The sequence below is a fragment of the Microbacterium sp. SORGH_AS_0428 genome, from assembly GCF_031453615.1.
GTDB lineage: Bacteria > Actinomycetota > Actinomycetes > Actinomycetales > Microbacteriaceae > Microbacterium.
Genome location: NZ_JAVIZT010000001.1, coordinates 3,226,113 through 3,252,517, shown reverse-complemented (window position 1 = coordinate 3,252,517; position 26,405 = coordinate 3,226,113). Strand labels below are relative to the sequence as shown.

24 protein-coding genes, 1 tRNA gene and 2 pseudogenes are annotated in these 26,405 nt (G+C 70.2%); 14 read left to right on the top strand and 13 right to left on the bottom strand.

Annotated elements, in window-relative coordinates; all coding sequences use genetic code 11:
• Position 1: 1 nt before the first annotated feature.
• The gene (locus tag QE374_RS15845) at positions 2–1,213 is read left to right on the top strand and encodes a hypothetical protein (protein WP_309736454.1); all 1,212 of its coding nucleotides are present in this window, start codon (positions 2–4) and stop codon (positions 1,211–1,213) included.
• Here QE374_RS15845 and QE374_RS15840 read toward each other — a convergent pair.
• The 4 genes from QE374_RS15840 to murI all read right to left on the bottom strand — a co-directional run bounded on the left by QE374_RS15840 (position 1,202) and on the right by murI (position 4,481).
• Positions 1,202–1,972 (bottom strand): hypothetical protein, encoded by a 771-nt coding sequence (locus QE374_RS15840; protein WP_309736452.1) that lies wholly within the window; start codon positions 1,970–1,972, stop codon positions 1,202–1,204. The genes QE374_RS15845 and QE374_RS15840 overlap by 12 nt on opposite strands.
• Positions 1,973–2,265: 293 nt before the next feature.
• Positions 2,266–2,862 (bottom strand): RdgB/HAM1 family non-canonical purine NTP pyrophosphatase, encoded by a 597-nt coding sequence (gene rdgB / locus QE374_RS15835; protein ID WP_309736449.1) that lies wholly within the window; start codon positions 2,860–2,862, stop codon positions 2,266–2,268.
• Complete coding sequence (rph, locus tag QE374_RS15830; protein WP_309736447.1) at positions 2,859–3,605, bottom strand: ribonuclease PH; 747 nt, start codon at positions 3,603–3,605, stop codon at positions 2,859–2,861. Before rph ends, rdgB begins: the two co-directional genes overlap by 4 nt.
• 45 nt (positions 3,606–3,650) lie before the next feature.
• A complete protein-coding gene (gene murI, locus QE374_RS15825; protein ID WP_309736739.1) occupies positions 3,651–4,481 on the bottom strand; it encodes a glutamate racemase in 831 nt (276 codons plus the stop codon).
• Positions 4,482–4,522: 41 nt separating this feature from the next.
• Between murI and QE374_RS15820 the strand changes: the two are divergent.
• A pseudogene (locus QE374_RS15820) lies at positions 4,523–5,828 on the top strand (nicotinate phosphoribosyltransferase).
• A gap of 10 nt (positions 5,829–5,838) precedes the next feature.
• On the opposite strand, the gene QE374_RS15815 reads toward QE374_RS15820, so the two are convergent.
• The 3 genes from QE374_RS15815 to QE374_RS15805 are packed head-to-tail and all read right to left on the bottom strand — an operon-like array spanning position 5,839 to position 9,399.
• The gene (locus QE374_RS15815) at positions 5,839–6,105 is read right to left on the bottom strand and encodes a DUF3039 domain-containing protein (RefSeq protein ID WP_137417359.1); all 267 of its coding nucleotides are present in this window, start codon (positions 6,103–6,105) and stop codon (positions 5,839–5,841) included.
• A 40-nt stretch (positions 6,106–6,145) separates the two neighbouring features.
• Positions 6,146–7,717 (bottom strand): hypothetical protein, encoded by a 1,572-nt coding sequence (locus QE374_RS15810; protein ID WP_309736445.1) that lies wholly within the window; start codon positions 7,715–7,717, stop codon positions 6,146–6,148.
• The gene (locus tag QE374_RS15805; protein ID WP_309736443.1) at positions 7,693–9,399 is read right to left on the bottom strand and encodes an ATP-binding cassette domain-containing protein; all 1,707 of its coding nucleotides are present in this window, start codon (positions 9,397–9,399) and stop codon (positions 7,693–7,695) included. The genes QE374_RS15810 and QE374_RS15805 overlap by 25 nt, the downstream gene beginning before the upstream one ends.
• A gap of 192 nt (positions 9,400–9,591) precedes the next feature.
• Here QE374_RS15805 and QE374_RS15800 point away from each other — a divergent pair, with 192 nt between their 5' ends.
• Both QE374_RS15800 and QE374_RS15795 read left to right on the top strand, forming a co-directional pair.
• Entirely contained in the window at positions 9,592–10,284 is a 693-nt protein-coding gene (locus QE374_RS15800) for an NTP transferase domain-containing protein (protein ID WP_309736441.1), read from the top strand.
• 47 nt (positions 10,285–10,331) lie between these two features.
• Positions 10,332–11,282: a hypothetical protein gene (locus QE374_RS15795; RefSeq protein WP_309736439.1), complete on the top strand. Its 951-nt coding sequence runs from the start codon at positions 10,332–10,334 to the stop codon at positions 11,280–11,282.
• Between the two features lie 13 nt (positions 11,283–11,295).
• Here QE374_RS15795 and QE374_RS15790 read toward each other — a convergent pair whose 3' ends face one another.
• On the bottom strand, positions 11,296–12,579 hold the full coding sequence (locus QE374_RS15790) for a CDP-glycerol glycerophosphotransferase family protein (protein ID WP_309736438.1): 1,284 nt from the start codon (positions 12,577–12,579) through the stop codon (positions 11,296–11,298).
• 40 nt (positions 12,580–12,619) lie between these two features.
• Between QE374_RS15790 and QE374_RS15785 the strand changes: the two genes are divergently transcribed.
• Complete coding sequence (locus QE374_RS15785; protein WP_309736435.1) at positions 12,620–13,714, top strand: glycosyltransferase family 2 protein; 1,095 nt, start codon at positions 12,620–12,622, stop codon at positions 13,712–13,714.
• Position 13,715: 1 nt separating this feature from the next.
• On the opposite strand, the gene QE374_RS15780 is transcribed toward QE374_RS15785, so the two are convergent.
• The 3 genes from QE374_RS15780 to QE374_RS15770 are packed head-to-tail and all read right to left on the bottom strand — an operon-like array spanning position 13,716 to position 17,965.
• On the bottom strand, positions 13,716–15,164 hold the full coding sequence (locus QE374_RS15780) for a CDP-glycerol glycerophosphotransferase family protein (protein WP_309736433.1): 1,449 nt from the start codon (positions 15,162–15,164) through the stop codon (positions 13,716–13,718).
• On the bottom strand, positions 15,161–16,420 hold the full coding sequence (locus tag QE374_RS15775; RefSeq protein WP_309736431.1) for a CDP-glycerol glycerophosphotransferase family protein: 1,260 nt from the start codon (positions 16,418–16,420) through the stop codon (positions 15,161–15,163). Before QE374_RS15775 ends, QE374_RS15780 begins: the two co-directional genes overlap by 4 nt.
• Before the next feature lie 48 nt (positions 16,421–16,468).
• Positions 16,469–17,965 carry a trypsin-like peptidase domain-containing protein gene (locus QE374_RS15770; protein WP_309736429.1) on the bottom strand — a complete coding sequence of 499 codons (1,497 nt, stop codon included), beginning with the start codon at positions 17,963–17,965 and terminating at the stop codon, positions 16,469–16,471.
• A gap of 98 nt (positions 17,966–18,063) precedes the next feature.
• On the opposite strand from QE374_RS15770, the gene QE374_RS15765 reads away from it, so the two are divergent.
• The gene (locus QE374_RS15765) at positions 18,064–19,263 is read left to right on the top strand and encodes an aminotransferase class I/II-fold pyridoxal phosphate-dependent enzyme (protein ID WP_309736427.1); all 1,200 of its coding nucleotides are present in this window, start codon (positions 18,064–18,066) and stop codon (positions 19,261–19,263) included.
• A gap of 1 nt (position 19,264) precedes the next feature.
• Here the strand turns inward: QE374_RS15765 and QE374_RS15760 are convergent, their stop codons facing one another.
• Complete coding sequence (locus tag QE374_RS15760) at positions 19,265–20,068, bottom strand: carbon-nitrogen hydrolase family protein (protein WP_309736425.1); 804 nt, start codon at positions 20,066–20,068, stop codon at positions 19,265–19,267.
• 86 nt (positions 20,069–20,154) lie between these two features.
• Here QE374_RS15760 and QE374_RS15755 point away from each other — a divergent pair.
• Positions 20,155–20,228 (top strand) — tRNA-Met (locus QE374_RS15755).
• A gap of 78 nt (positions 20,229–20,306) precedes the next feature.
• Here the strand turns inward: QE374_RS15755 and QE374_RS15750 are convergent.
• Entirely contained in the window at positions 20,307–20,696 is a 390-nt protein-coding gene (locus QE374_RS15750) for a MarR family transcriptional regulator (RefSeq protein WP_309736423.1), read from the bottom strand.
• A gap of 169 nt (positions 20,697–20,865) precedes the next feature.
• Between QE374_RS15750 and idi the strand changes: the two genes are divergently transcribed.
• The 7 genes and pseudogenes from idi (at position 20,866) to QE374_RS15715 (ending at position 26,404) form a co-directional block, all read left to right on the top strand.
• A complete protein-coding gene (idi, locus tag QE374_RS15745; protein ID WP_309736421.1) occupies positions 20,866–21,420 on the top strand; it encodes an isopentenyl-diphosphate Delta-isomerase in 555 nt (184 codons plus the stop codon).
• Positions 21,417–22,475: a polyprenyl synthetase family protein gene (locus QE374_RS15740; RefSeq protein WP_309736419.1), complete on the top strand. Its 1,059-nt coding sequence runs from the start codon at positions 21,417–21,419 to the stop codon at positions 22,473–22,475. Before idi ends, QE374_RS15740 begins: the two co-directional genes overlap by 4 nt.
• Positions 22,472–23,344 carry a squalene/phytoene synthase family protein gene (locus QE374_RS15735; protein WP_309736417.1) on the top strand — a complete coding sequence of 291 codons (873 nt, stop codon included), beginning with the start codon at positions 22,472–22,474 and terminating at the stop codon, positions 23,342–23,344. Before QE374_RS15740 ends, QE374_RS15735 begins: the two co-directional genes overlap by 4 nt.
• Positions 23,341–24,895: pseudogene (gene crtI / locus QE374_RS15730) on the top strand (phytoene desaturase family protein). The gene QE374_RS15735 and the pseudogene crtI overlap by 4 nt, the downstream one beginning before the upstream one ends.
• Positions 24,895–25,221 carry a lycopene cyclase domain-containing protein gene (locus tag QE374_RS15725; protein ID WP_309736415.1) on the top strand — a complete coding sequence of 109 codons (327 nt, stop codon included), beginning with the start codon at positions 24,895–24,897 and terminating at the stop codon, positions 25,219–25,221. The pseudogene crtI and the gene QE374_RS15725 overlap by 1 nt, the downstream one beginning before the upstream one ends.
• Complete coding sequence (locus QE374_RS15720) at positions 25,218–25,523, top strand: lycopene cyclase domain-containing protein (protein ID WP_309736413.1); 306 nt, start codon at positions 25,218–25,220, stop codon at positions 25,521–25,523. The genes QE374_RS15725 and QE374_RS15720 overlap by 4 nt, the downstream gene beginning before the upstream one ends.
• Positions 25,520–26,404 carry a prenyltransferase gene (locus tag QE374_RS15715; protein ID WP_309736411.1) on the top strand — a complete coding sequence of 295 codons (885 nt, stop codon included), beginning with the start codon at positions 25,520–25,522 and terminating at the stop codon, positions 26,402–26,404. Before QE374_RS15720 ends, QE374_RS15715 begins: the two co-directional genes overlap by 4 nt.
• Position 26,405: the final 1 nt, after the last annotated feature.

Genomic DNA, 26,405 nt, shown 5'->3' with positions numbered 1-26,405 from the left:
ATTGTCCGACCAGCCGACCGCAGCCGCCCCGTGGCAAGGCGCAACACTCAAACGCTCGCTGAGCGGCAAGGTGCCACTACTGATTGTGAACCGGAGCCACCAGAACGCGCAGCGTCTCCACGAGGTGTTTGGTCATATGGCAGCCGAGCACGGCAAGGATCTGGGGGTGGCGGCGCAGATTCGTCTTCCTGGCATGAGCTCCGCGGGCGCAACCGCCTTCATGTCGAATGTGCAACACGTCCCGGTGAGGATCGCTGATCCGGAGCTGTGGCGGGTCCCGAACTCGGGTTGGCCATCAGCCAAGCCGTTGAACACGAACGAATCGAAGTGGGCGTATCTGACGGCCACTCCCGCCAAGGTGTCGGCGCCTTGGACCAAGAGCGTGCTGGACGCCCAGAGAGGCTCCGGGGCTTCTGTTCTACTCAGCGCCACCGGATGGTTGAGCGAAGCGAATGCGTCGAAGTCCCTCGCCACAGCGATGGAGTGGGTCGCTGAAAGCCGCCGTCAGGTGGGCAGCGATCCGATGTTGGTTAATCTCACGATGGACTCCAAGTGGCTGAGCGACACAACCCTCCGCAACGCCCTCATAGATGAGATTGTGGAGAGCCCAGAGCGGTCCTGGTACCTGCGATTCTGGTGGCCGGAGGTCAAGCCGCGGTACGGGCAGCTCTTGGACGATGCTCTCCTGAGGGGTTATCGCGAGCTTGCGACGGCCACTGCGCTCGAAGGGAAGCGCGTCTATCTCGCAAACAGCGGCCTCACGGGGTGGGTTGCAACAGCGCTAGGTGCCGCAGGATTCTCTACCGGCCAAGCCTGGGGCGAGCAGGCGTTCGCGGCGACGCGCCCGATGGGCTCGCAGAAGGGCGCCAAGAGGCCGCCGAGGATACCCAGGATGTTCGACTCCACCGTCCTGCACACAATGGACTTCAACGAATACTCGCGCTTGCGCGGCATGCCGAAGCACCGCGAGTACTCGACTCCGTACTCCGCCGAGATAGACGCTGACGTGCATACAGCCGAGCGGGCAGGCCTTCACTACTTGCTCGCCGTTGGCGAGCTGACAGCGGGCCTCAAGGGCACTCGCCCGCACTTCCTAGCGCACCGCCGAGTGCGCCGGGGCCAGAACTTCATCGATGGTCTCTCGCCAGTCGATCAGCTCAACGGCATCAGCAAGCCGCTGCACCTCACTCCCTGGATGAAGCTACTCAGGTAGCGGCAGCGTCCATCCGAACACGGGGCTAATCTGCCCCTCGCGCGTGCCGCGGGTCATCATGTCCAGCGCGCGTTCTGCAACTAGCGCGCGCCCCACCGCCGTGGATCGTCGAGGGGAAGCCACGGGCCGCGCCAGAACACGTACGCGCCCCGTCTCAGCGTGAACTGACAGCACACCGACACCCTCGTGCGCGATCTGATCGGCGTAGGGGGCTACACGCGCCGCCGCCCGCACGTCAAGCGCGATGTACGCCGCGTCCGCGGAGTGCTTCTGGCGGCGTGCCTGCGCGAGAGCGCGACGCCAGTCCCTCAGCTTCGCCTCCACCGTGACGACGCGCTGTCCCACCCAGAGAGCTTCAGTTCGCCTGGTGACACGTTCGCCGTCGCGCGTTACCCATCCAAGATCGCTGAGCAGTGGGACAACGGCACGACGCACGTAGTCTCGTGACATGCCTATAGATGCGGCGATCTCCCCGTACTCGGCGCCGCTAGCACCAATGGCATGGATAGCGCGCACTTCGGTGTCGCCGGAGAGCGGGGATACCCCCGCCGCTCGACGGCTCTGCACGGCCGCGGCATCGAATCGGACGCCGACCACATCGGGGCGCCCATGCACTGCCGGGACCTCCGTGAACACCTCAACGGAAGGCCGGTACCGGTGTCCGAAGGCTACGTCGGGAAGCGCAGCGCGCAGCGCCGGGATCATCTCGGATTCGTAGCGGAACTGCGCGACCGGATCTGCGAGGGCAGCATGGCTCATCCGAGACTCCCATCCGTCGTAGCGTGCGCCGGACCCGCACGAGGTCTGTGCGCCAGCACTGACACGATACTCGGGACCACTCCCGTAGAGCTGATTGAGTAGGACGAGCTCGCGTCAGTGGCGTGCGCCTCGGCCTCCTCATGGTCGTCTTGACTAGTCACGCGGCGTGCCCAGATCGCGCCCAAAGTCGTGGGCACGAACGACGCTCAACCCTGAGCACGCCGCTCCATTGTCTAGGAGAATCGACGGTGTCGAATCGCAATCGGGAACGAGAGTGATTCTCGCTCCCCGGTTCAGAGCTCGCTGAGCAGCGGTCCGAGCTCGGCGAAGGCGCGGGCGCGGTGCGACGCGGCGTTCTTCTCGGCGGCCGAGAACTGACCGACCGTGCGCTCCGCGCCGGACTGCCCGTCGGGGATGAAGATCGGGTCGTAACCGAATCCACCGGCACCGCCGGCGGCGAGCGCGAGCCGGCCCGGCCAGACGCCCTCGACGACGTGCTCGGCACCGCCGGGCATGACGAGGGCGATCGTGGAGACGAACTGCGCGGTGCGGTGGGGGTCGGCGATGTCGGAGAGCTGATCGAGCAGCAGCTCGAGGTTGGCTGCGGCATCCTTGCGGTGCCCGGCCCAGTAGGCCGAGAACACGCCCGGCGCTCCCCCGAGCACGTCGACGCAGATGCCCGAGTCGTCCGCCAGCGCGGGGAGCCCGGTGTAGGCGGCTGCCGCGCGGGCCTTGATCAGCGCGTTGGCCGCGAAGGTCACGCCGTCCTCGACCGGTTCCGGCCCGTCGTAGCCGATGACGGTGAGGTCGGGACGGGTCGCCTGCACGATGTGGCGGAACTCCTCGACCTTGTGCGGGTTGTGCGTGGCGAGCACCACGCGGTCGGTCACGCCTCGTCTCCCGCCGCGAGCGCCGCCGCCTGCGCCTGACCCAGCTCGCCGCATCCGGCGACCGCCAGCTCCAGCAGGGCGTCGAGCTCTCGCTTGTCGAACGGCGCCCCCTCGGCGGTGCCCTGAACCTCGACGAACAGACCGCGACCGGTCACGACGACGTTCATGTCGGTCTCGGCGCGCACGTCTTCGACGTACGCGAGGTCGAGCATGGGCTCACCGTCGATGATGCCGACCGAGACGGCTGAGACGGAGTCGAAGAGCACCTGAGCCTTCTGCCCGATGAACTTCTTGCGACGGCCCCACTCGATCGCGTCGGCGAGGGCGACGTAGGCGCCGGTGATCGCCGCGGTGCGCGTGCCACCGTCGGCCTGCAGTACGTCGCAGTCGATGACGATCGTGTTCTCGCCGAGCGCCTTCGTGTCGACGACCGCTCGCAGCGCCCGGCCGATGAGGCGCGAGATCTCGTGCGTGCGACCGCCGATCTTGCCCTTGACGCTCTCGCGGTCGTTGCGGTCGTTCGTGGCCCGCGGCAGCATCGCGTACTCCGCGGTGATCCACCCCTTGCCCTTGCCGGTGAGCCAGCGCGGTACGCCGTTGGTGAACGACGCCGTGCACAGCACCTTGGTGTTGCCGAACGAGATGAGCGCGGAGCCCTCGGCCTGGCTCGACCAGCCGCGCTCGATCGTCACGGGACGCAGCTGCGAGACGGTGCGCCCATCGGCGCGGGTGATGTCGGTCATCGTTCTCCTCGGGTAGGGCGGATGCGGGAAGTCGGGGATGCGGCGTCAGGACGCGGTGGTGCGGGGCAGATCGATCGTGCCGGTCTGCACGAGCTGCACCTGACGCACCTCGCGTCCCATGAGGCGGTGCGCGAGCTGGATGAAGTCGTCTGCCGACGAGCCCGTCGCCTCGTACACGTGCTGGGCCACGGCGTCGGGGCCTGCCAGCAGATCGCGGGAGACGAGCTGACGGTAGACGTCCTTCGCCGTCTCGGTGTCGCTCGAGACGAGACTCACGCCCTCACCCATGACGTAGCTGATAGCGCCCTCGAGGAAGGGATAGTGCGTGCAGCCGAGAACGAGCGTGTCGACACCGGCGTGGCGCAGGGGCGCCAGGTACTCCTCAGCGATGTGGAGCACCTCGGGCGAGCCGGTGACGCCGGCCTCGACGAAGTCGACGAAGCGCGGGCACGCCTGCGCGAACACGGTGACGTTCGGGTTCACCTCGAGCATGTCTTGGTAGGCGCCGGAGCCGATCGTCCCGGTCGTGCCGATGACACCGATGCGGCTGTTGCGCGTCGTGGCGAGTGCCGTGCGCACGGCGGGGCCGATGACTTCGACCACGGGTACGTCATAGCGCTCGCGCGCATCCCGGAGCACCGCGGCCGACGCCGTGTTGCAGGCGATGACGAGCATCTTCACGCCCTGCTCGACCAGTGTGTCGAGGATCTCCAGCGAGTAGCGGCGCACATCCGCGATCGGCTTCGGACCGTAGGGCGAGCGTGCGGTGTCGCCGATGTAGAGCAGCGATTCGCGCGGCAGCAGCTGCGAGATCGCGCGAGCGACGGTCAGACCACCCACTCCGGAGTCGAAGATCCCGATCGGCGCGTCGTCCACCACGATCACCCACCCTACCCGCGCTCGATAGAGTGACCGCCATGCCCGAGACGACCTCGCTGCTCACCGACCGCTACGAACTGACCATGATCGAGGCGGCGCTGCGCGACGGCACCGCCTCCAGGCCCACGGTCTTCGAGCTGTTCGCCCGGCGTCTGGCGGGAGGGCGACGCTTCGGCGTGGTCGCGGGAACCGGTCGCCTGCTGTCCCTGCTGCGCGAGTTCCGCTTCGGCGACGATGAGCTGCGGTACCTGCGCGACAACCGCGTGGTGGATGCGGTCACGCTCGCGACCCTCGCGGATTTCCGCTTCACCGGGTCGATCACCGGCTACCGCGAGGGCGAGCTGTACTTCCCCGGCTCTCCGGTGCTGACCGTCGAGGGCAGCTTCCTCGAGGCCGTGATCCTCGAGACCCTGGCCCTCAGCGTGCTCAACCACGACTCCGCCGTCGCCACGGCGGCCGCGCGGATGTCGCTGGCCGCCGGCGACCGGCCGCTGGCCGAGATGGGCTCGCGGCGGGGCCGGAGAGCGCTCGGCCGTCGCCGCCGCGCGAGCCGCCTACATCGCGGGCTTCGGCGCCACGAGCAACCTGGAGGCGGGACGCACCTGGGGCATCCCCACGATGGGCACCGCCGCCCACGCCTGGACACTGCTGCACGAGCGCGAAGAGGATGCGTTCCGCGCGCAGATCGCCGCCCAGGGACTCGGCACGACACTGCTGGTCGACACCTACGACATCCAGCGGGGCGTCGAGACCGCGATTCGCGTGGCGGGAACGGGGCTCGGCGGCGTGCGCATCGACTCGGGCGATCTGCCCGTGGTCGCGGCGCGCGTGCGGGCGCAGCTCGACGCGCTCGGCGCCACCGACACACGCATCACCGTCACGAGCGACCTGGACGAGTACGCGCTGGCAGCACTGGCCGCCTCGCCCGTCGATGCCTACGGCGTCGGCACCTCCGTCGTCACGGGTTCGGGTACGCCCACCGCGGGGATGGTCTACAAGCTGGTCGCACGTCAGGAACCGGACGGTACCTGGGTGAGCGTCGCCAAGGCGTCCGCCGAGAAGACCTCCACGGGCGGGCGAAAGACGGCCTTCCGGGGCCTGCGAGGCGGAACCGCCGAGGCGGAGCTCATCCGCATCGACGCGGCCGACTCACCGGCCGCGCTCACGGATGCCCGGGCATTGCAGGTGCGGCTCGTCGAGCACAGCGAGATCGACGCCGCTCACGAAGGGCCCGAGGGTGTGCGCGCCGCACGGGCTCACCATCTGACCGTCCGCGACGAACTCCCTCTCGCCGCGCACGGTCTCAGCCGGTCGGATCCGGCCATTCCCACCCGCTACCTGTGAGCGCTGCGCGTCACTGCTGCAGCGACTCGTAGATCTCCTTGCACGACGGGCAGACCGGGAACTTCTCCGGGTCTCGTCCCGGCGTCCACTTCTTGCCGCACAGCGCGCGCACGGGCTTGCCCGTGATGGCCGACTCGAGGATCTTCTCCTTCTTCACGTAGTGCGAGAAGCGCTCGTGATCGCCGGGCTCGATGGTCTCTTCGCGGATGAGCTCTTCGAGCTCGCGGTCGAGGGTGGCGAGGCCGCCCTGGTCGGGGCTGTCGGCAGGGGTGCTCATGGTCAGCAAGTGTAGCCGCGAGGGGTGTGCGCGGCTCGGGTCAGGAAGTCGTGGCGGCGAACTCCATGAGCTCGCTCTCACGCCGCTCGAACACCTGCGCGCCGATCGCGAGCCCCGCCCCGAGCACGACGACGCCCGTCACCGCTCCGCCGACGAGCGCGGCGAGTCCGAACGACTGATCGTCCGAGACAGCCTGCCACGCCCACCAGAGCGTCGGCACGCTCACCGCGAGCGCCCCCAGCATCACGAGCGCCTGCGAGAGGATGCCGGCCGAACCGGTGCGCTGAGGCTGCTGGAAGGGGCTGTCGCCCGGACGCGACACCGCATAGGGCGCCGCCGCCGAGGCGATGGAGGAGAGTCCCAGACCCGACAGGAACAGACTGATGGTCACACCCGCGAGAGCCGGCAGGTGCGCCCAACGCCCGTGGATCGCCACGGCGACCGGCACTGCGACGGCGAACGTCGGCACCGCGATGAGCAGGATCGGCACGAGGCGTCCGACCCGATCGGAGATGCCGCGCACGCCGGATGCGACGTGCATCCACACCGCCGTGGAGTCGTAGGCGACATCGTTGTGGGGCAACCAGCCGAAGAAGAGCGCGATGATCGGCACGGGCACCAGCGCCACGTACTCGGCGGGCACGCCCGCGACCAGGAGCGGGATGGTCGTCAGCAGCGCCGCGACCGGGACCACGAGCACGTTCACGCCGTAGCGACGATCGCGCAACCAATAGGTGAGGCTGCGGGCGGCGATGGCGCCTCCGGCCGTGCCGGGCAGCACCGAGAACCATCCCATGCCGCCGCGCTCACGCGCGGCGAGGGGACGCTCGATCGTCGTGAGCGCGCGGCGCACGATCGCATACCACGCCCACCCGAGCAGGGCGATCGTGACCACCGAGACGATCGCGGCGAGCCAGAGCCCGCCGACATCGCCGATCGCAGCGAGGCCCGGCAGCGCCCACGCCGCGCCGATCGGCGTGAACGCGAGCACGTGCGCCGCCGCGTCGAGCTGGCTCGGAACCGCGTCCCCCCAGTCGAGCGAGGCGAAGAACACCCCGACCGGCACGAAGACGACCAGCAAAGCGAGGATGAACAGCCCGGTCAGCTCACGTGATCGACGCGGGAGCGTCCACATCGAGGCGAGGCCCGCGGCGACGCGGGTCAGCAGCACCGCTGTCACCAGGCCGAGCAGGGGGCCGATCGCAGCGAGCGCTCCGGCGTCCTGCGAGAACCACATCACGGCCGTCGCCACAGCGACCGCAGCCAGCGCCAGGACGGGAACGCTGACGACGCTCGCGAGCAGAATCGCGCCGGCCAGCGGCTTGGGTTCCAGACCGAAGGTCTGGAACCGGCGCGGGTCCAGTTGGTCGGGGCTGCCGGAGATGGGCGGCGCGAGCGCGTAACCGACCGCGACGGCGCTGCCGCCGAGGACCGTCACCACGAAAGCGGATTGCGCGGTGACCGCCTGCAGCGCGATCTGCGCGACGCAGGCGGCGACGACACCGCCCACCACCAGGACGCTCGCGATGATCGCGCGCCAGCGCTCCGCGGCGTCGCCGCGCAGCGCTCCGATCAGGAGAGCGGCCCTCAGTCGGAGAACGTGTGCAGCCATTCGAGGCCCTCCACCTCGTTCGAGCCGCCGACGAGCTCGAGGAACCGCGCCTCGAGCGTCTGCTCGCCGCGAACCTCGGCCACCGTGCCGTCGACCAGCACCTGACCGGAGACGATCACCGCCACACGGTCGCACACGCGCTCGACCAGGTCCATCCCGTGGCTGGAGAGCAGAACCGTTCCTCCGTGCGACACGTAGGTGCCCAGGATGTCGAGGATGACCGAGCTCGAAACCGGGTCGACGGCCTCGAAGGGCTCGTCGAGCACGAGCAGCCGGGGCGAATGGATGAGGGCTGCGGCCAGCATGACCTTCTTCGTCATGCCCGCCGAGTAGTCCGAAACGGATCGGCCCAGCGCCGCTGTCAGGTCGAAGGCTCGCCCCAGGTCGGAGGCGCGGCGCTCGACGGTGTTCGCATCGAGGCCCCGCAACAGCCCCGCGTAGGAGAGGAGCTGGCGCCCGGTCAGGCGATCGAAGGTGCGCAGGCGGTCCGGTAGCACCCCGATCAGCCTCTTGGCCTCTCGTGACCGGGTGCGCGCATCGACGCCCGCCACGCGGATGGTGCCCGCATCCGGTTTCAGGAGCCCGGCGATCATCGAGAGCGTGGTGGTCTTGCCCGCACCGTTCGGCCCGACGAGGCCATAGAAGGTGCCGGCGGGGACGGCGAGATCGATACCCGCGACCGCGACGGTCGAGCCGTAGGACTTGGACAGTCCGTTCACCTCGAGCGCCAGAGGGGGCTCGTCCGCTGCAGCCGCCGGCTCGGCGACATCGGCGAACAACCGTTCGGACGCCTCATCCTCCGCACGTTCGGTCACGACGACGACCTCTGCCTCCGCCGGTGTCGGCACGTCGGGGGTCTCGTCGCCGGCATCGACGACGGCGGGAGGCTCGGGCACCTCGTCGACGATCTCTTCGACCACGACATCGTCCAGCGTCTCCACCGGCTCGGGCGACGACGCATCGGCGGGCTCAGGTCTGCTCTCCTGCTCGGTGTCCGCATCGGTCGCCGAGACGACCGGCACCTCGTCGAGCACCTCCGGCGATGCGGCCTCGACCGGCGCCTCGTCCGGGACGATGACCTCGTCGACAGCGGCGGGCTGTTCCGCATCCGCCGGCGCGGGGCGCGACGGCAGGGGCGGCTTGGGCGGAATGACGAAGTCCACCGGAACCGGCGCGTCGATCGGCGCCACGGGCGGCGTCTTGGCGGCTGTCGTGCGCGGCGCCTTCGCTCCCGCCTGCGCCGACTTCGTGCGCGGCGATGCGGTCCGCGGCTTGGGCGCGGTCTCGCCGGTACGGGCCGTCGTCGTCCGGGCGGCAGGCTTGCGGGGTGCGGCCGGCTTCTTCGCGGCAGCCGGCTTCTTCGCCGCAGCGGCCGGCGCCGCCGCATCCTCCGCGGGCGAACCCGCGGGACGCTTGGCTGCCGTCGGCCGCTTCGCCGCAGGCTTCTTCGGAGCTGCGGGCGCCGCAGCCTCCTTCTCGGCGGGCGCGGGCGCTGCCGCCGACGACGTCGCCGGCTTCTTCGCGACGGGCTTGCGAGCCGCTGCCGGACGGGTGGTCGTGGAGCGCGGAGTGCGCGGCGTCGAAGGGCGCGCGGATGCCGGCTTCTTCGGTGCCGCGGAGACCTCCTCGGCGGAGCCGTCGTCGGGCGTGGGCGCGTCGGAACCGGAAGGAGTGGAGGTCACTTCCCCAACGTATCAATCGCCCCTGACGATCCCGTCGGTGGGATGCGGCCCTGTCACCGATTGTCACGAATCCACAACGGGAGCGGGGTGATCTGCGGGCTTCCAGGTGGCCCGGATACCATGGGCACGGCACAAAGGAGTGTTTCGTCGGTGAACCGACCGTGAACTTCGACTCCAGGAGCGATGAATCTTATGAGACTTCAGACTGTGATCCTTGCCGCCGGCATGGGCTCGCGCCTCGGCCGCAGCCTGCCGAAGCCCCTGACCCAGCTGAACGACGGGCGCAGCATCATGCGCCAGCAGCACGACAACATCCGCGCGGCTTTCGGCACCGACGCCAAGCTCACGACGGTCGTCGGCTACCGCGCGGAGACCATCGTCGAGGCCTTCCCGGACGCCGACTACGTCTACAACGAGCGGTACGACCAGACCAACACGTCGAAGAGCCTGCTGCGCGCGCTGTCCGCAACCGGCAAGGCCGGTGTGCTGTGGATGAACGGAGACGTCGTCTTCGACCCCCGGGTGCTGGGCCGTGCCGTGGCTCTCATCGAGCGCGAGCAGTCCTTCGTCACCGTCAACACCGCCAAGGTGAGCGACGAAGAGGTCAAGTACACCGTCACGAGCGAGGGCTTCATCAAGGAGCTGTCCAAGACGGTCCGCGGTGGAATCGGCGAGGCCGTGGGAATCAACTACATCTCGCGCGCCGACAAGCGTTCGTTCATGCACCACCTCGCGCGCGTGGACGATCAGGACTACTTCGAGCGCGGACTCGAACTCGCCATCCAGCACGACGGCCTCCTTCTCGAGCCGATGGACATCTCCGACCTGTACGCGGTCGAGGTCGACTTCGCCGAGGATCTCGAGCGCGCGAACCAGTTCGTCTGATCCGCAACCCCCCGGCACCGTTCAGCCGAGCCGCTTAGCATCGCAGGATGCCGGAGAAGGTCCACCGCATCCACAGCCTGCCGGACGAGTCGCCGTGGCAGGGAGGGATCCCACCCGTCGGGTCTGCTGAGCACCCGTTCACGGTGCGCGCCCTCGATCGTGTGCTCGCCGTGCAACGCCCCGTCGTGCTCGCGCATCTTCGCAGCATCCGGGTACGTCACCCGCGCGCCACGACCCTCGAGATCGTGCGGATGCTGGAGCGCCGATACCTCGCGGCGGTGACCACCGGCGGAGCAGCCGTCGGTGCGACCGCCGTGGTCCCCGGCATCGGCACCGGCGTCACGTTGGCGCTGAGCGGCGTGGAGACTCTCGGCTTCCTCGAGACGACGACACTGTTCGCGCAGTCGGTCGCCGAGGTGCACGGGCTCCCGGTCGAGAACCCCGACCGCGCCCGCGCGCTCGTGCTGACGCTGCTCCTCGGCCAGGAGGGGATCGACCTCGTCACCCAGCTCGCACGGCAGGCCGGCGGCAAGGGTCCGTCACGCAGCACGTACTGGGGCGAGTTGATCACCACGACTCTCCCCCGGGCGGCCCTCGGCCCGCTCGTCGACCGGCTGAAGACCTCGTTCGTGCACCGCTTCGCCGCGCGCGGCGGAGCCTCGTTCGTCGGAAAGGCGCTGCCCTTCGGCGTGGGCGCCGCCGTCGGCGGCGCCGGCAACCACCTGTTGGGCCGACGCGTGATCACCACGTCCCGGCGCGCGTTCGGGATGCCCCCCAGCGATCTGCCTGCGGAGCTCGAGCCCCGGCCGGGAGCCGCGCCGATCGAACGGCTCGCAGGGCGGGGTCTCGCCCGCGCCGGTGGGCTCGTCGCGCAGGCGGCGGGATCCGCCACGCGGCGCACGCGCGACGCCACGAAAGCGCTGGGCTCCGCTCGCCGCAAGCAGCGAACTTCCGACACGTCCGCTGATCCCTCGACCACCGAAGAACCGGGGCGCTGAGCGGGCGATCGGCTCAGGAGGCTTCTTCGCGGCCGGCGTTCGAGTCGAGCTCCGCCTGCGCCGCGGCGTCGTCCGCGTCACCGCCCGCTCTCGCGTGCCACTCGTCCCACTCGTCCATGAGGCGCCCGATCGCCGCGTGGAAGCGTGCCGTCGGGGCCCCCGGGGACGTGTCACCGAAGTAGTGATCGACCCAGTACGCCAAGCGTGCGACGGCCTCGGGATCGCCGACCAGGCGATCGACCTCGTCCAGGATGCGAGGCGCGTCGGCAGCATCCAGCCACTCGCATGCCGAGAGATAACCGCTCGTGTCGACCGCGGCGCGCTCATCGACGGGCCGCGTGATGAGCAAAGGCCTGTCGGCGGCGAGGCGGTCGTAGACCATGGCGGAGATGTCCACCACCGCGACGTCGGCTGCCGCTAGCTGCCAGCCGAGTTCCGGTCCGTCGTCGTAGACGTGCTGCGCGGTGGGGTCGGCGGCGTTCGCCGCGGCGATCGCGGCGACGATGCGTCGATGCGCGGCGAGGTACTCGCGATCGACCACGCCGCTGCGCGGATGCGGACGGTAGATGAGGCGATGGCGTGCGGAGCCGAGGACGGCTGAGGCCAGTGCCTCCCCGTGACTGGCGATGGATCCGTAGAACGCCGAGGGCCGATCACCCTCCCACGTCGGCGCGTAGAGCACGACCGTGCGATCGTCCGGCGTGTAGGGAAGCACCCCCGAGTAATGGTCCGCCTGCGGCCGACCGATCGCGATCGTGCGCGCATCGAGGTCGTAGTTCCAAAGCACGCGCCCCAGACGCTCGCGCGCGGCGTCCCCCGCGATCAGGGCGTAGTCATAGGCCTTGAACTGGTTCGTCGTCATGTACATCTTGTCGGACTCGCCGTGGTTGATGAACACGTGCCAGCGGTGCCCGTACCGGAACATCTGGAAGTTCCGCGTGTTCTGGTTGACGTACAGCACGATGCGCAGCCCCTGCGCGGCCACGACCCTCTCCAGGTCGCGCACGGTCGGCACGAAGGCGACGGGCAGCTCGCTCTCGGTCATGATCGCCGCCGCCGATGTGGCGTTGCGGCTCAGCACCAGGACGGGCCAGGTCTCGGCGAGCTTCTGGAGCGGCTTGTACCACTGACGCATCTGGTAGAGGTTCACGGCACCGTCGGCGAAGTAGACGCCGACCCGGAAGCGACCGACCGGCAGCGGGGTGCGCATGGTGCGCACCTGGCGGACGGCGGAACGGTTGTCGAGGACTTTCCGGAGAAGTCCCCGCGCCTTGCGGATGTCTGATGCCAGGCCCATCCTTCCAGCCTAACCAGCGCACGCATGGGATGATCGTCGGATGCACGTCGACGCGGGGGGCCATCGTGACGCCCCGGTTCCCAGCGCCGAGGCAGGGGTTTCGTTCGTCATGCCGGTGCTCAACGAGGCGGGATATCTGGAGCGCGCCGTGCAGAGCGTGCTCGCCCAGCAGACCCCCGGCCCCATGGAACTCGTGCTGGCGCTGGGCCCCTCCTCCGACGGCACCGACGCGATCGCCGAGCGTCTCGCCGCCGACGACGAGCGCATCCTGCTCGTCCGCAACCCCGACGCCGATATCCCGACGGGCTTGAACCTGGCGATCGCGCGCAGCACGCTGCCGACCATCGTGCGGGTCGACGCCCATTCGGAGCTCGCTGCCGGCTACACGCTGAGGGCCCTCGAGACGCTCGCACGCGTGCGCGCCGCGAACGTCGGCGGGGTGATGCAGGCCGACGGCCGCACGCCCTTCCAGCGCGCAGTCGCCCGCGCGTACAACTCCCCGTTCGGCCTCGGCGGCGGGGCCTATCACGGCGGCCGGCGCGAGAGCGCCGCCGAGTCCGCCTACCTCGGCGTCATGCGCCGCGTCGTCGTCGACGAGGTCGGCGGATTCGACGAGTCCCTGCGCCGCGGCGAGGACTGGGAGCTGAACCTCCGCATCCGCCGGGCCGGCTACCGCGTCTGGTTCGATCCGGCGCTGCGCGTGACGTACTGGCCGCGCGAGAGCTGGCAGCGACTCGTGCGGCAGTTCCGTGCCACCGGTGCGTGGCGCGGCGAGCTGGTGCGCCGCTACGGCCGTCGCAACTCCCTGCGCTTCTTCGCGCCGCCCGTGCTCGTGGCCTGCGTGGCGCTCGCCCTCGTGGCCGCGGCGCTGCAGCTCACCGGAGTCCTCTCGGGCGCCGCAGCCCTCGTCGCGAGCGGGATCTACCTCCCCTTGGTCGCGTACGCGGTCCTCGTTGCCGGCGTCGCCCTGGGCCCCGGCGGCGGGAGCGGATGGCGCGACAAGCTGTGGACGGCGGGAGTCCTCCCCTCGATGCACCTCGCGTGGGGTGCCGGCTTCATCCAGGGACTCGTACGCGGCGCCCGCGACACCGTCGACACCTCGCGGCTCGGATCGCGCAACACACCGCTGCCGTGAGTCAGCCGCCGATCAGACCCTGATCGAGGATGCGGGCGACGACGCGCTCGGCCGCGTGGCCGTCCTCGCGCGCGTTGAAGGCGCGCTGCCAAGCCGCGTACCGGTCGGCGTAGGCCGCGGTGTCCTGCGCCAGAGCCCGTGTCAGCTCCTCCTGTGTGCGCACGAGCGGTCCGGGGGCACGCTGCGCGAGATCGAAGTAGAACCCGCGCAGGCGTCCTCGGTAGTCCTCGAGGTCGGGCACGAAGAAGTAGACCGGCTTGCCGGTGACCGTGAAGTCGAACATCACCGACGAGTAGTCCGTCACGAGCGCGTCGGCGGCCAGAAGCAGTTGTGCGGTGTCGGGGAAGCCCGTCACATCGACCACCCGCGCCCCCTCGGCGTCCCTGCCGGGCAACAGCGTGCGCGAGTGACCTCGCACCAGCACCACCGCGCCGGTATCCGCGGCGAGCCTCTCCGCATCCAGGAAGTCGACGATCTGCTCGCGATCGTCGCGCCAGGTCGGCGCGTAGAGGATGACGCGTTCGTCCTCGCCGATGCCGAGGCGCGCGCGGACACCCGCCGCATCCCCGGTGCGCAGCACGTCGTTGCGCGGGTATCCCTCGACCCAGATCGGTCGGCGACCGAACGCATAGGCGCGACGCAGGATGGACGCCGCGTACGGGTTCTGGGCCAGCAGCACGTCCCACCGGCGCGATTCGCGCACCACGGCGACGGCCCGCCGCGGATCGAAGCCCGGCCGATGAAGAGCCAGCCGCTTGAGGGGCGTGCCGTGCCAGGTCTGGACCACGCGCTGTCCCGGCCGGCGCACGTAGCGCCGACGCATCCAGTCGTTGACCACCAGCAGGCGCGAGACCGCGCGGGCCCGCCACCAGTCCGGACTGCCCTCGACGACGGGGATCGCGCCCTCGGGAACGTCGACGGAGAGGTCGACGACGCTCCAGTACCGCACGAGGCCGGGGATCCGTTCGCGCAGCACGCGGTCGATCGCGAGCGGATTGCAGCTGGCGTTGCGCCCGTAGAAGCTCTCGAAGAAGACGGCTTCCTCCAGCGGCTCCCGCCCGGTCGCATAGCGCCGCTCGAGGGCCCCCCGCGCCTCTCCGGCGTCGTACGCCGGATCGACGGGAGGTCCGATCTCGAGCTCCCAGCCGTTCAGCGCCGCGCGCAGCGGCCCGAGCTGCGAGAGCGCGAGGGGCTCGGGGGCCTCAGGGTTCTCCGCGGAGCCGGCGGGCTCGACGTGCACCCGGTAACGTCCGCTCGGCAGCGGGAGAACCGGCCCGCCCCAGCGCGAGGCGGAGAGCGTCAGTGTCGCGGTCCACGTCTTGCCCCGACCGGTCAGCGTCGCCGCGACGCGCGCACGGGCACCGACCAGTTCGACGCGTTCGGGGCGCGCCCCCGTCCCCCGCAGGACGAGCGCCGGGGCGCTCCCGGTGGTCCACTCCGCCGTGGTCATGCGGTCTCCTCCCGAGGGTCGTCGCCGCCGATGGCGGCCGTGATGGCTCGATAGACCCGTTCCGCGTTACGGCCGTCACGGTGCGCGTGCACGAGCGCGTCCAGGCGCCTGGCCCGTTCCAGCCGCACCTCGCGCGCGTCGTCGTCCGAGAGCACGGCCGCGATCTGCGCGAGCGCACCCTCCCAGTCCACGGCGACATCCGTGCCCGCGACGTCGGCGTAGGTGCCGTAGAAGCCCCGACGTCGCGCGTAGGCCTCGACGTCCGGCGCGAAGTACACGACCGGCAGCGGGACCAGCGAGGAGTCGTAGGCCAGCGAAGAGTAGTCGGTGACGAGCAGATCCATGCCGGGGAGTACCGGCGTGACGTCGGCCAGACGGTCGCTGCCGAGCAGGTGGACACGCCCGGTCCCCTCGGGCGGGGCGTACTCCCCGGCCCCCAACGGATGCGGGCGCACGATCAGCCGCGCGCCGTGCTCGTCCAGCAGGGCGGTGATGCGCGCCCAGTCGCCGGCGGTCGGGATCGCCGGATCGTCGTCGCCGTCGCGCCAGGTCGGGGCGTACAGCACCAGACGGTCGTCGCCGAGCGGGCCCAGCTCCGCTTCGAGCCGCTGACGAGCGCTCTCCCGTCGTTCGGTCGCACTCCCCCGCGACAGCACGTCGACGCGCGGCTCCCCCACCACCGGCACGCGCGAATCGTCGAGCGAGAACGCCGACTCGAGGCGGCCGCGCACGAGGTGGGATGCGGCCGGCAGAAGGCGTATCCGGCGCGTGGCGCTGCGGTACATGAGCGCCAGCAGACGCCGCACGAGACGAGAGGACGGCAGGAGGGAACTGCGCAGGGTCTCGGGCGAGTCGATGCCGATGCGCTTGAGCGGGATGCCGTGCCAGAGCTGCACGAGGTACGACCCCGCGACGGCATAGCGGTTGACGTCGCCGAAGCCGTGCGTGACGACGACGACCTCGGCGCGTGCCGTGAGCCAGAGTCCGCGCAGCGAATCGACCCGAGCGTGCGGGATCCCGCGCGACGCCGCATCCCGCGCCTGCGCGTCGGTGCGGATCAGCCAGACGGCACGGTGACCGTGCACGGTCGTCTCGTGCCACAGCGCGAGCGCGCCGTCGGCGATGCCCGCGGCCGACCCGAAGACCCACCTGCCGCGCGCCCGCGGCACGAGCAACGTGAGAACCCGCCCTGCCGCATAGAACGGGATGGCGAGGAGCTTCTTCGCGTTGCCGTCGCCGAACGAGAAGGACGCCACCCCGCGAGCCTATCGCGAGGTGGCGTCCGAACCGTCGGAGCGGTGTGGTTACTGCAGCGTGCCCAGCGTGAGCTTGGCGGTCTCGGTCTTGCCGTCGCGGACGTAGCTCAACGTCGCGCCGGAGCCGCCCGCCGCCGCACGCACCTGCGCGGTGAGGTCGATCGCGTTGGTGACGGGAACGCCGTTGAACTCGGTGACGATGTCGCCGGAGCGCAGCCCCGCAGCGGCGGCCGCACCACCCGAGGAGACGTCCTGGATGTAGGCGCCCTGGATCGTGGCGTTCTTCTGCGAGGCCGCATCGGCGACCGTCGCGCCGAGCAGGCCGTGCGTGGCGCTGCCGTCCTTGATGATCTCGTCCGCCACGCGCTGGGCGATGTTGGCGGGGATCGAGAAACCGACACCGATGTTGCCGGACTGACCGCCCGACGAGCTGCCGCCGGAGGACGCGATGGCCACGTTGATACCGATCAGCTTGCCGTCGGAGTCCACCAGCGCGCCGCCCGAGTTGCCCGGGTTGATCGCCGCGTCCGTCTGGATGACCGCGATCTTGATCGTGGCGTTCGCGGACTGCTGCTGTTGCTGCTGGCCCTGACCGAAGTCGAACTGGAACGGGCTCTCCTGCTGGCCCTGACCGCCGTCGTCCTTGGTGGAGGAGTCGTCGGGAGCCGCCGAGGAGGCGATCTCGATGGAGCGGTTCAGGGCGCTGACGATGCCCGTGGTGACCGTGTTGTCCAGGCCCAGCGGGGCGCCGAGCGCGATCGCCTGGTCTCCGACGTTGAGCTTGCTCGAGTCGGCGAACTCGATCGGGGTCAGCCCGGAGGCGTCCGTCAGCTTGATGACGGCGAGGTCATACGTCGGGTCGGTGCCGACGAGCGTGGCCTTGTAGACCTTGCCGTCGGAGGTCGTGACCGACAGCGTGGGGTCGGCGGTGGCGCCGTCGAGCGTCACGACGTGCGTGTTGGTGAGCACGTACCCGTCCGCGGAGAGGACGACACCGCTGCCGGTGCCGCCGCCGTTGCTCGCGGTGGCCGAGATCGTGACGACACTGGGCAGGACCTTGGCGGCCACGGCGGTGACGTTGTTGACCTTCTGGGTGTCGTTGACGGTCACGACGGTGGGGCTGCTGGCCGCCGTCGTCTGGGTCTGGCCCCACATGCTGATGCCGGCGTACGTTCCGCCGACGCCCGCGGCGCCCCCGACGAGGGCTGCGGCGACGAGCAGGCCGACCGTGCGTCCGGCGGTCGACTTCTTGCGCGCGGGGGCGGACGGCGCGGGGGCGCCCAGCGGCAGCGTCGGCGCGGTCTGGGCGCCGGGGCCGAAGGCCTGGCCCGTCGCGGAGGCGCCGCCCGCGGCGGCGCCGTATCCCGTGGGCGCCTTCGGGTACGAGGCGGGGTAGGGCGGACGCGGAGGCATCGCGGGGGCGGTCGCGGCCGGCGGGGTCGTCGGCACGTCGGACGCGGGGGCCGGCTGCGGCGATGCGGCGGGCGCTACGGGTTCGGAAACAGAGTCTTCGGATTCGGGGCGGGAGCCCTGGTTGTCACTCATGGTTGCTCCTTCTGACAGGCGATCTTCACTGTGACCGTCGTCTCTGTGGTTTTCCTATGCCAGCCGTGGGACAGCCCTATGGGACTAACGTGTGCTGAATGCGAAACCAGAACGCGCCCTGGCAACGGGTGGCCGCGGGCGCCGGGCTCCTGGGCTCGGACGGCACCCCCGCCCCTACGATCTTCGCAGAGATGAGCGCGCTGGCGGCCGAGACGGGCGCCATCAACCTGGGCCAGGGCTTCCCCGACGAAGACGGCCCCGCCGAGCTTCTCGGGGTTGCGCGCGACGCGATCGCGACGGGGAGCAACCAGTATCCGCCCGGTCGCGGCACAGCGGATCTCCGCCACGCGATCGCCGAGCACCAGGCGCGGTTCTACGGGTTGCGTGTCGATCCCGATCGCGAGGTGCTCGTCACCGCGGGGGCGACCGAAGCGCTCGCGGCGACGCTCCTCGCGCTCGTGGGCCCCGGCGACGAGGTCGTCGTCTTCGAGCCCCACTACGACGCGTACGCGGCGGATGTGGCGCTGGCAGGCGCCACGCTCGTGACCGTGCCCCTGCACTGGCCCGACTTCCAGCCCGACCTCGACCGGCTCGCCGACGCGGTCACCGACCGCACCCGCGTCATCCTGTTGAACGATCCGCACAACCCCACCGGAGTCGTGTTCGCCGACGACGTGCGTTCCGAGATCGTACGGCTCGCCCACCGCCACAACGTGATCATCGTGACCGACGAGGTGTACGAGCACCTGGTGTTCGACGGCCGCCACCACGTCCCCATCGCGACGCTGCCGGGAGCCGCTGAGCGCACGATCTCCATCTCCTCCGCGGGAAAGACGTTCTCGGTCACGGGATGGAAGATCGGATGGGCGACGGGGCCCGCATCCCTCATCGACGCCGTGCTCACGGTCAAACAGTTCCTCACCTATGTCAACGGTGCACCGTTCCAGCCTGCCGTCGCTGCGGGGCTCCGCCTCGACGACGCCTTCTTCGAGGGCGTCGGGTCCGCACTGCAGCGCAAGCGCGACGCACTGCGCGAGGGGCTCAGCGCTGCCGCGTTCGCGCCGTTCCGCGCCGGGGGTTCCTACTTCACGGTGGCGGATGCGGCGCCGCTCGGCGTGAGCGATGCGCATGAGTTCTGCCGTCGGCTTCCGCACACGGCCGGGGTCGTCGCGATCCCGCTGACCGCGTTCGCCGCCAAGGAGCGGCGGCACGAGTACGCGAGCCTCGTGCGCTTCGCGGCCTGCAAGCGGCCCGAGGTCATCGCCGAGGCCATGCACCGCCTGACGGCGCTGGCCTGAGTCAGCGAGGCACCACGCGGTAGCGTCGCAGCTGCAGCGCCGGATTCACCGCACGGATGCGGTCGAGCTCGTCGAGGTCGATCGGCGCGACCGCGAGCCCGTCTCCTGCGGCGAGCCCGGCGAGCACGACGCCCTGCGGGTCGAGGATGACGGAGTGCCCGACGCCCACGGGCGCGGGGTGGTCCGCCGCCGCGACGAACGCCGTGCTCTCGATCGCCCGCGCCGCCAGCAGGGTCTGCCACTGCTGCTCCTTCAGCGGACCGCGCACCCATTCGGCCGGCACCAGGATGACGTGTGCGCCGGCATCGACGATGCGGCGTGCGGCCTCCGGGAAGCGCAGGTCGTAGCAGGTCATGATGCCGAAGACGACGCCGTCGACGGTGAAGGTCTGCGGGTCGTCGATGTCCCCCGGCGCGACCCAGTCCGACTCCCGCTGCCCGAAGGCGTCGTAGAGGTGCTGCTTGCGGTAGCTCGCGACGACACCCGAGGCATCGACCGCGACGACCGTGTTGTGCACGCGGTCCGCATCCGCCGCCTCGACCAGGCCCGCCACGAGAGTCAGGTCTTCCCGCTGGGCGATGTCGCGCAGAGCCTGCACGAAGGGTCCCTCGAGCCCGGGCTCTGCGTTCAGCCGCAGAGACGCGTCGAACGGGTCGACGAAGAAGCTGCTGTACTCCGGGAGCACGAGCACGCGGGCTCCGCGTGAGGCGGCCTGCGCGGCGAGGAGGCGGATCCGATCCAGGTTGGCGACACGGTCGGCGATCGGCGCGAACTGCGCGACGGCGAGGGAGAGAACGGCGGACACTCCCCCATCCTCGCGGCGCCGACGGGCGACGGCAACCGCCTCGATTCGCGCATCGCCCGAACGCGTGCTAGTGTTATCTCTTGTGCCGCGGGGTGGAGCAGTTCGGTAGCTCGCTGGGCTCATAACCCAGAGGTCGCAGGTTCAAATCCTGTCCCCGCAACAAAAAGAAGGCCCGGATCCTCGGATCCGGGCCTTCTGCTTTGCCGGGAAAGTCCCGATCAGACCCGCTTGTGCTGCCTCACGCGTCCGGGTCGATGCCGACCGACATCCGCTCGAGGAAGTCGGCGATCACCGCCAGATCCGTCGGCGAGTAGTCGAACGCGACGTCCCGCATCGCGTCGATGCTGTCGCGGAAGTGGTGCGTGAAGTCGGTGCGGGACTTGTCCGTCAACGAGATCAGCCGCGCCCGACGATCGACCGGATGCGGCTTACGCACGACGTGACCGGACTCCGCCAAACGGTCGACGAGCTTGGTCGTGGAGGCGGTGGAGATCCGCAGATGGCGGGCGATGTCGTGCGGACTGACATCCTGCCCCCGCTGCTCGCGGATGATCAGCATGCGCAGGGCGGCGAGATCGGTGGCGTTCATGTCCATGTCGCCCTTCATTCCGCTGTACATGCGATCCATGGCGTCACTGAAGGCGCGCACGGCCGACAGGACGCGCCATACTGCGCGATCCTTATCACGCGACATATCGTCGGAGTCAGCGGGATTCGCCATGTGGACACCCCCTCAGGCCGTATGTATGCTCGATCGAACTCAGTTAGCTAGTAAAGCTAGCAAAATGGAAGGGCGCATGGACGAGATCGAACAGGTCATTCTTGTGGATGATGAGGGCAACCAGATCGGGACGGCGCCCAAGAGCAGTGTCCACGGTACAGACACTGCGCTGCATCTCGCGTTCTCCTGTCACGTTCTGGATGACGAAGGCCGCGTGCTCGTCACCCGCCGTGCCCTGCACAAGCGCACCTGGCCCGGGGTGTGGACCAACTCGTTCTGCGGACATCCTCGACCGGCCGAGCCCGTCCTGAACGCCGTCAAACGACACGCGGACTCCGAACTCGGGCTGCGTCTGAGCGACATCGAACTCGCCCTCCCCCTCTTCCGATACCGCGCCACCGACGCGAGCGGGATCGTCGAGAACGAGATCTGCCCCGTGTACATCGCACGCGCCGAGAATCTGCCGCAGCCGAACCCTCTCGAAGTGCTCGAGACGCAGTGGGTGCACCCCGCCGACCTGGTGGGGGCTCTGGATGCCGCGGAGTGGGCGTTCAGCCCCTGGCTCGTGCTGCAGGCCCGTCAGCTCGATCTGTTCGTCGCCCAGCGGCGGATACAGGCGAGGGCCCGATGATCTCCTGGTTGAGCGCGGACAACCGCGCGGGGATCGACGCGGCGGTCGATGCGGCTCTCGCCCGCATCCGTCGCCGCGCCACCGACGGCGCGGAGGCCTACGCCGCGCTGACCGCCGCCGTGACGCGCGCGGCCACCGGCGGCAAGCGATTCCGCCCGGCCAACGTCGTGGGCGCGTACCTGGCATTCGACGGAGCGGACGAGGCGCTGCCTGCCGTCTACGAGGTCGCTGCGGCCTTCGAGCTGCTGCACGCGGCCTTCGTCGTGCACGATGACGTGATCGACCACGACGTCCAGCGCCGCGGCGTCCTGAACATCTCCGGCGAGTTCCGCACGCGAGCCACCGCCGCCGGTGCGTCCGCCTCCGGCGCCGACGATCTCGGCGACGCAGCGGCGATCCTCGGCGGCGACCTGCTGCTGTACGAAGCCACCCGCATCCTCGCGCTCGTCGATGTCCCCGCGGCGACGCGGACCGCACTCGTGGCACTCTTCGACGACGCCGTGTCGGTCTCGGCCGCGGGCGAGCTCGCCGACGTCGAGAACTCGCTCGGACTGCACGCTGCGGAGGCGGCCGCCGTGCTCACCACGGCACACGACAAGACCGCGGTCTACTCCTTCGACGCGCCGCTGCGTGCCGGTGCGCTGCTCGCCGGCGCGAGCGAGCCCGAGCTCGAGGCGCTCCGCCGGGCCGGCGGCGCGCTGGGACTCGCCTTCCAGCTCGTCGACGATCTGATCGGCGCCTTCGGCACGGCCGACCAGGCGGGCCGGGATGCGGGCAGCGACCTTCGTGAGGCCAAACGCACCCCCCTCGTCGTCCTCGCACAGCAGGGAGCGGGCCGTGACGCGGTCGCGGAGGCCCTCGCAGTCGCGCACACGGGTCCGGTGGCGGTGCTGGCCGCACAGCGGGCGCTGAAGGCGACCGGCGCCCGCGAGCGTCTCGCCGTCCTCATCGACGAGACGCTCCGCTCCGCTCGAACCGACGCAGCCACTCTCTCGCCCGCCGCGTCCGGGCTCGTCGACGAGCTCGCGACCCGCATCGCGGAGAGGATGCCGTGAGCGCACGCGACCAGCCGAGCGGGCTGTCCCTCTACGACCGGACGGCAGTGGCCGCCGCCGCATCCGTCATCCGCGCGTACTCCACCTCGTTCGCCCTCGCGACCGGGCTTCTCAGCCCGCGCACCCGCCCCCACATCCGCAACGTCTACGCGCTCGTTCGCGTCGCCGACGAGATCGTGGACGGGCCGGCCGGAGAAGCCGGGCTGGACCGGGCGCAGCAGGAACAGGTCCTCGACGCGTTCGAGCAGGAGACCCGCGCGGCCGTCGAGCGGGGCTTCAGCGCAAACCTCGTCGTGCACGCGTTCGCCCTGACGGCCCGCGAGTGCGGGATCGGCGAGGATCTGACGGCCCCGTTCTTCGCGTCGATGCGCACGGATCTGGGCGTGCGCGAGCACGACGACGTCTCGCACGACACCTACGTCTACGGATCGGCGGAGGTGGTGGGGTTGATGTGCCTCGCCGTCTTCGAGAACGCCGGACGCCGTTCCCCCTCCTCTCCCCCGGCCGACCTCGTCGCCGGGGCGCGCGCTCTCGGACGCGCCTTCCAGGACGTCAACTTCCTTCGCGACCTGGAGCACGATGCGGGCGCTCTCGGACGCGATTACCTCGCCGTCGACGGCGTCGAGCGCACGAGGGACGACGTGCTCGACCGGATCGACGCCGACCTCGCCACGGCGGCCGCCACCATCCCCCTCCTGCCCCCGGACTGCCGCAGAGCCGTCACCGCCGCCCACGATCTGTTCGCCGCACTCTCCGCGCGCCTGCGCGGCACGAGTGCCGAGGGCCGCGTGCGCGTGCCCACATCGCAGAAGGCTGTTCTCGCCGCCCGCGCCTGGTTGGGCGCCGCACCTCTGAAGGAACGCTCATGAGTCGTACCGTCGTCATCGGAGGCGGGATCGCCGGGCTCGCCACGGCCGCGCTGCTCGCCACGGACGGGCATGAGGTCACCCTGCTCGAGGGGCGCGACGCAGTGGGCGGTCGGGCAGGCTCGTGGGAGAGCGACGGTTTCCGCTTCGACACCGGCCCCAGCTGGTATCTCATGCCGGAGGTGTTCGACCACTTCTTCCGCCTGCTCGGCACGACGACGGCGGAGCAGCTCGATCTCGTCGACCTCGTCCCCGCCTACCGCGTCTACGCCGAATCGCACCTGGACGAGGCTCCCGTCGACGTCGTTTCGGGTCGCGAGGAGGCGACCGCGCTGTTCGAATCGATCGAGCCTGGAGCCGGCGCGCGCCTGGCCGCGTACCTGGACTCGGCCGGCGAGGCGTACGACCTCGCGGTCGACCGCTTCCTCTACGACACGTACGAGTCGCTCGGCAACCTGACCGACCCCGCGATCCTGCGCCGGCTGGGACACCTGACACGGCTGCTCACCCAGCCGCTGCAGTCGAAGATCGACAAGCGGTTCACCGATACGCGGCTCCGCCAGATCCTGGGCTATGCCGGTGTCTTCCTGGGCGGTTCGCCCTACCAGCTGCCGAGCCTGTACCACCTCATGAGCCACCTGGATCTCGACGATCGGGTGGCGCTACCCGCAGGGCGGCTTCACCGCCTTGATCGACGCCATCGCACGCCTCGCCACTGAGCGCGGCGTCGTGATCGAGACCGGTGCGAGCGTCGAGCGCATCCTCGTCTCCGACGGTGTCGCGCGCGGCGTGGTGACCGCCGACGGTCGCCGCTTCGACGCCGACGCCGTGGTCTCCAGTGCCGATCTGCACCACACCGAGACCCGCCTCGTCCCGGAGCGCTACCGCACCTACCCGGAGTCCTGGTGGCGTTCGAAGACGCCGAGCTACGGCGCGCTGCTCGTGCTGCTCGGCGTGAAGGGTGAGCTTCCCGAGCTCACGCACCACACGCTGCTGTTCACCGAGGACTGGCGCACGAACTTCGCCGCGATCTTCGGCGAGACCACCCGCATCCCGGATCCGGCTTCGCTGTACGTCTGCCGGCCCAGCGCGACCGACCCCTCCGTCGCGCCGGAGGGCCACGAGAACCTGTTCGTCCTGGTGCCGATCCCGGCGGACCCCGGTCTCGGCCACGGCGGCGTCGACGGGGCCGGTGATGTCGTGATCGAACGCGCGGCGGATGCGGCCATCGATCAGATCGCCGCATGGTGCGACGTGCCCGACCTGCGTGATCGCATCGTCGTGCGCCGCACGATCGCACCCGGCGACTTCGAGGCCGACCTGCACGCCTGGCGCGGCAACGCGCTCGGTCTCGCACATCCGCTCCTGCAGAGTGCGCTGTTCCGCCCCCGCAACGCCTCCGCCAAGGTGGACGGGCTGTACTACTCCGGCGCGTCCGTGCTGCCGGGCATCGGGCTTCCGATGTGTCTCATCTCGGCCGAACTCGTGGTGAAGCGGATGCGCGGCGACCGCTCGGCGGGCCCCATCCCCGAGCCGGCGGCCGAGGCGGTGTGATGCCGGGTCTCTACCTGCTGGCGCTGCTCATCAGCATCGCCGGGGTGGGCGCCCTCGACGCTCGGTTCCGGCTGGCGCTGTGGGCACGTCCGGGGCTGACCGCGGCAGCCGTCGCCATCGGCACCGCCTTCTTCCTGCTCTGGGACGCCGTCGGCATCGTCACGGGCGTGTTCGTCAAAGGTGGCAGCCCGCTGCTGGTCGGGATCGACCTCGCGCCGCACCTCCCGCTCGAGGAGCCGGTGTTCCTCGCGTTCCTGTGCTACCTCGCGCTCGTCGTGCACGCCGCAATCCTGCGGGTCACCGGGCGCCGGCAGGACGCGGCATGACCTACCCGCTGATCGTCGCGCCCTTCGTCCTGGTCACCGCCGTGGTGACCGCGATCAGTGCCCGCCGCCCCGGTTTCGCTCGACGGATGCGGGCCAGCATCGTCGCCGCCGTCGTGCTGTTCGCGTTGACAGCGGTCTTCGATAACGTGATGATCGCCCTCGATCTGTTCACCTACCCCGCGGAGCATCTCAGCGGCATCCGGATCGGACTCGCCCCGATCGAGGACTTCTCCTATCCGCTGTGCGCAGCGTTCGGCGTTCCCGCCGTGCTGTCGCTGCTTTCGACTCGGAAGACCGAATGACAGACCTCCGCTCCGCCGGCGTGCTCCGCACGCTGTTCGTCTCGTCGCGCCCCGTGAGCTGGATCAACACGGCGTTCCCGTTCGCGGCGACCGTGGTGATGACCACGCGCACGGTGGATCTGACGCTCATCGTCGGCACGCTGTTCTTCCTCGTTCCGTACAACCTCGCGATGTACGGCGTGAACGACGTCTTCGACTACGAGTCCGACCTGCGCAATCCGCGCAAGGGCGGCGCGCACGGAGCTGTCCTCGACCGGCGGATGCACCGGATCACGCTGTGGGCGGCGGCCCTGTCGTGCCTGCCGTTCGTCGTCTACCTCGTCGCCGTCGGCTCGCCCGCATCCTGGGTCGTGCTCGCGGTCAGCCTGTTCTTCGTGGTGTTCTACTCGGCCCCGCCGCTGCGCCTCAAAGAGGTGCCGTTCGCCGATTCGATGACGAGCAGCATCCACTTCTTCTCGCCCGCGGTGTACGGGCTCGTGCTCGCGGGCGCGACGTTCACTCCGGGGCTGATCGCCGTTCTCGTCGCCTTCGCGCTGTGGGGCGTCGCCTCCCACGCGTTCGGTGCCGTACAGGACGTCACCGCGGACCGCGAGGCCGGCATCTCCTCGATCGCGACCGTGCGCGGCGCACGGTGGACCGTGTGGTTCGCGCTCGGGTGCTACGTCGCGGCGGGCCTTGTGATGCTCGCGTCGGCGTGGCCGGGACCGCTCGGCGGCCTGCTCGTCATCCCGTACCTGCTCGCGCTGTGGCCCTACCGCTCGATCACCGATGAGACGTGCGAGCGCGCCACGGTCGGGTGGGGGCGGTTCCTGTGGCTCAATCAGCTGGGCGGTTTCGGGACGACCCTGTTGCTCATCTGGTACGCCCTCCTCACCGCCTGAC

Bases quoted from the DNA above. Each gene is read 5' to 3' on its own strand.
- QE374_RS15840 (WP_309736452.1), bottom strand. From the start codon at position 1,972: ATGAGCCATGCTGCCCTCGCAGATCCGGTCGCGCAGTTCCGCTACGAA.
- rph (WP_309736447.1), bottom strand. From the start codon at position 3,605: ATGACCGACATCACCCGCGCCGATGGGCGCACCGTCTCGCAGCTGCGT.
- QE374_RS15815 (WP_137417359.1), bottom strand. From the start codon at position 6,105: ATGAGCACCCCTGCCGACAGCCCCGACCAGGGCGGCCTCGCCACCCTC.
- QE374_RS15810 (WP_309736445.1), bottom strand. From the start codon at position 7,717: ATGGCTGCACACGTTCTCCGACTGAGGGCCGCTCTCCTGATCGGAGCG.
- QE374_RS15800 (WP_309736441.1), top strand. From the start codon at position 9,592: ATGAGACTTCAGACTGTGATCCTTGCCGCCGGCATGGGCTCGCGCCTC.
- QE374_RS15795 (WP_309736439.1), top strand. From the start codon at position 10,332: ATGCCGGAGAAGGTCCACCGCATCCACAGCCTGCCGGACGAGTCGCCG.
- QE374_RS15790 (WP_309736438.1), bottom strand. From the start codon at position 12,579: ATGGGCCTGGCATCAGACATCCGCAAGGCGCGGGGACTTCTCCGGAAA.
- QE374_RS15785 (WP_309736435.1), top strand. From the start codon at position 12,620: ATGCACGTCGACGCGGGGGGCCATCGTGACGCCCCGGTTCCCAGCGCC.
- QE374_RS15780 (WP_309736433.1), bottom strand. From the start codon at position 15,164: ATGACCACGGCGGAGTGGACCACCGGGAGCGCCCCGGCGCTCGTCCTG.
- QE374_RS15770 (WP_309736429.1), bottom strand. From the start codon at position 17,965: ATGAGTGACAACCAGGGCTCCCGCCCCGAATCCGAAGACTCTGTTTCC.
- QE374_RS15765 (WP_309736427.1), top strand. From the start codon at position 18,064: ATGCGAAACCAGAACGCGCCCTGGCAACGGGTGGCCGCGGGCGCCGGG.
- QE374_RS15750 (WP_309736423.1), bottom strand. From the start codon at position 20,696: ATGGATCGCATGTACAGCGGAATGAAGGGCGACATGGACATGAACGCC.
- idi (WP_309736421.1), top strand. From the start codon at position 20,866: ATGGACGAGATCGAACAGGTCATTCTTGTGGATGATGAGGGCAACCAG.
- QE374_RS15740 (WP_309736419.1), top strand. From the start codon at position 21,417: ATGATCTCCTGGTTGAGCGCGGACAACCGCGCGGGGATCGACGCGGCG.
- QE374_RS15725 (WP_309736415.1), top strand. From the start codon at position 24,895: ATGCCGGGTCTCTACCTGCTGGCGCTGCTCATCAGCATCGCCGGGGTG.
- QE374_RS15720 (WP_309736413.1), top strand. From the start codon at position 25,218: ATGACCTACCCGCTGATCGTCGCGCCCTTCGTCCTGGTCACCGCCGTG.
- QE374_RS15715 (WP_309736411.1), top strand. From the start codon at position 25,520: ATGACAGACCTCCGCTCCGCCGGCGTGCTCCGCACGCTGTTCGTCTCG.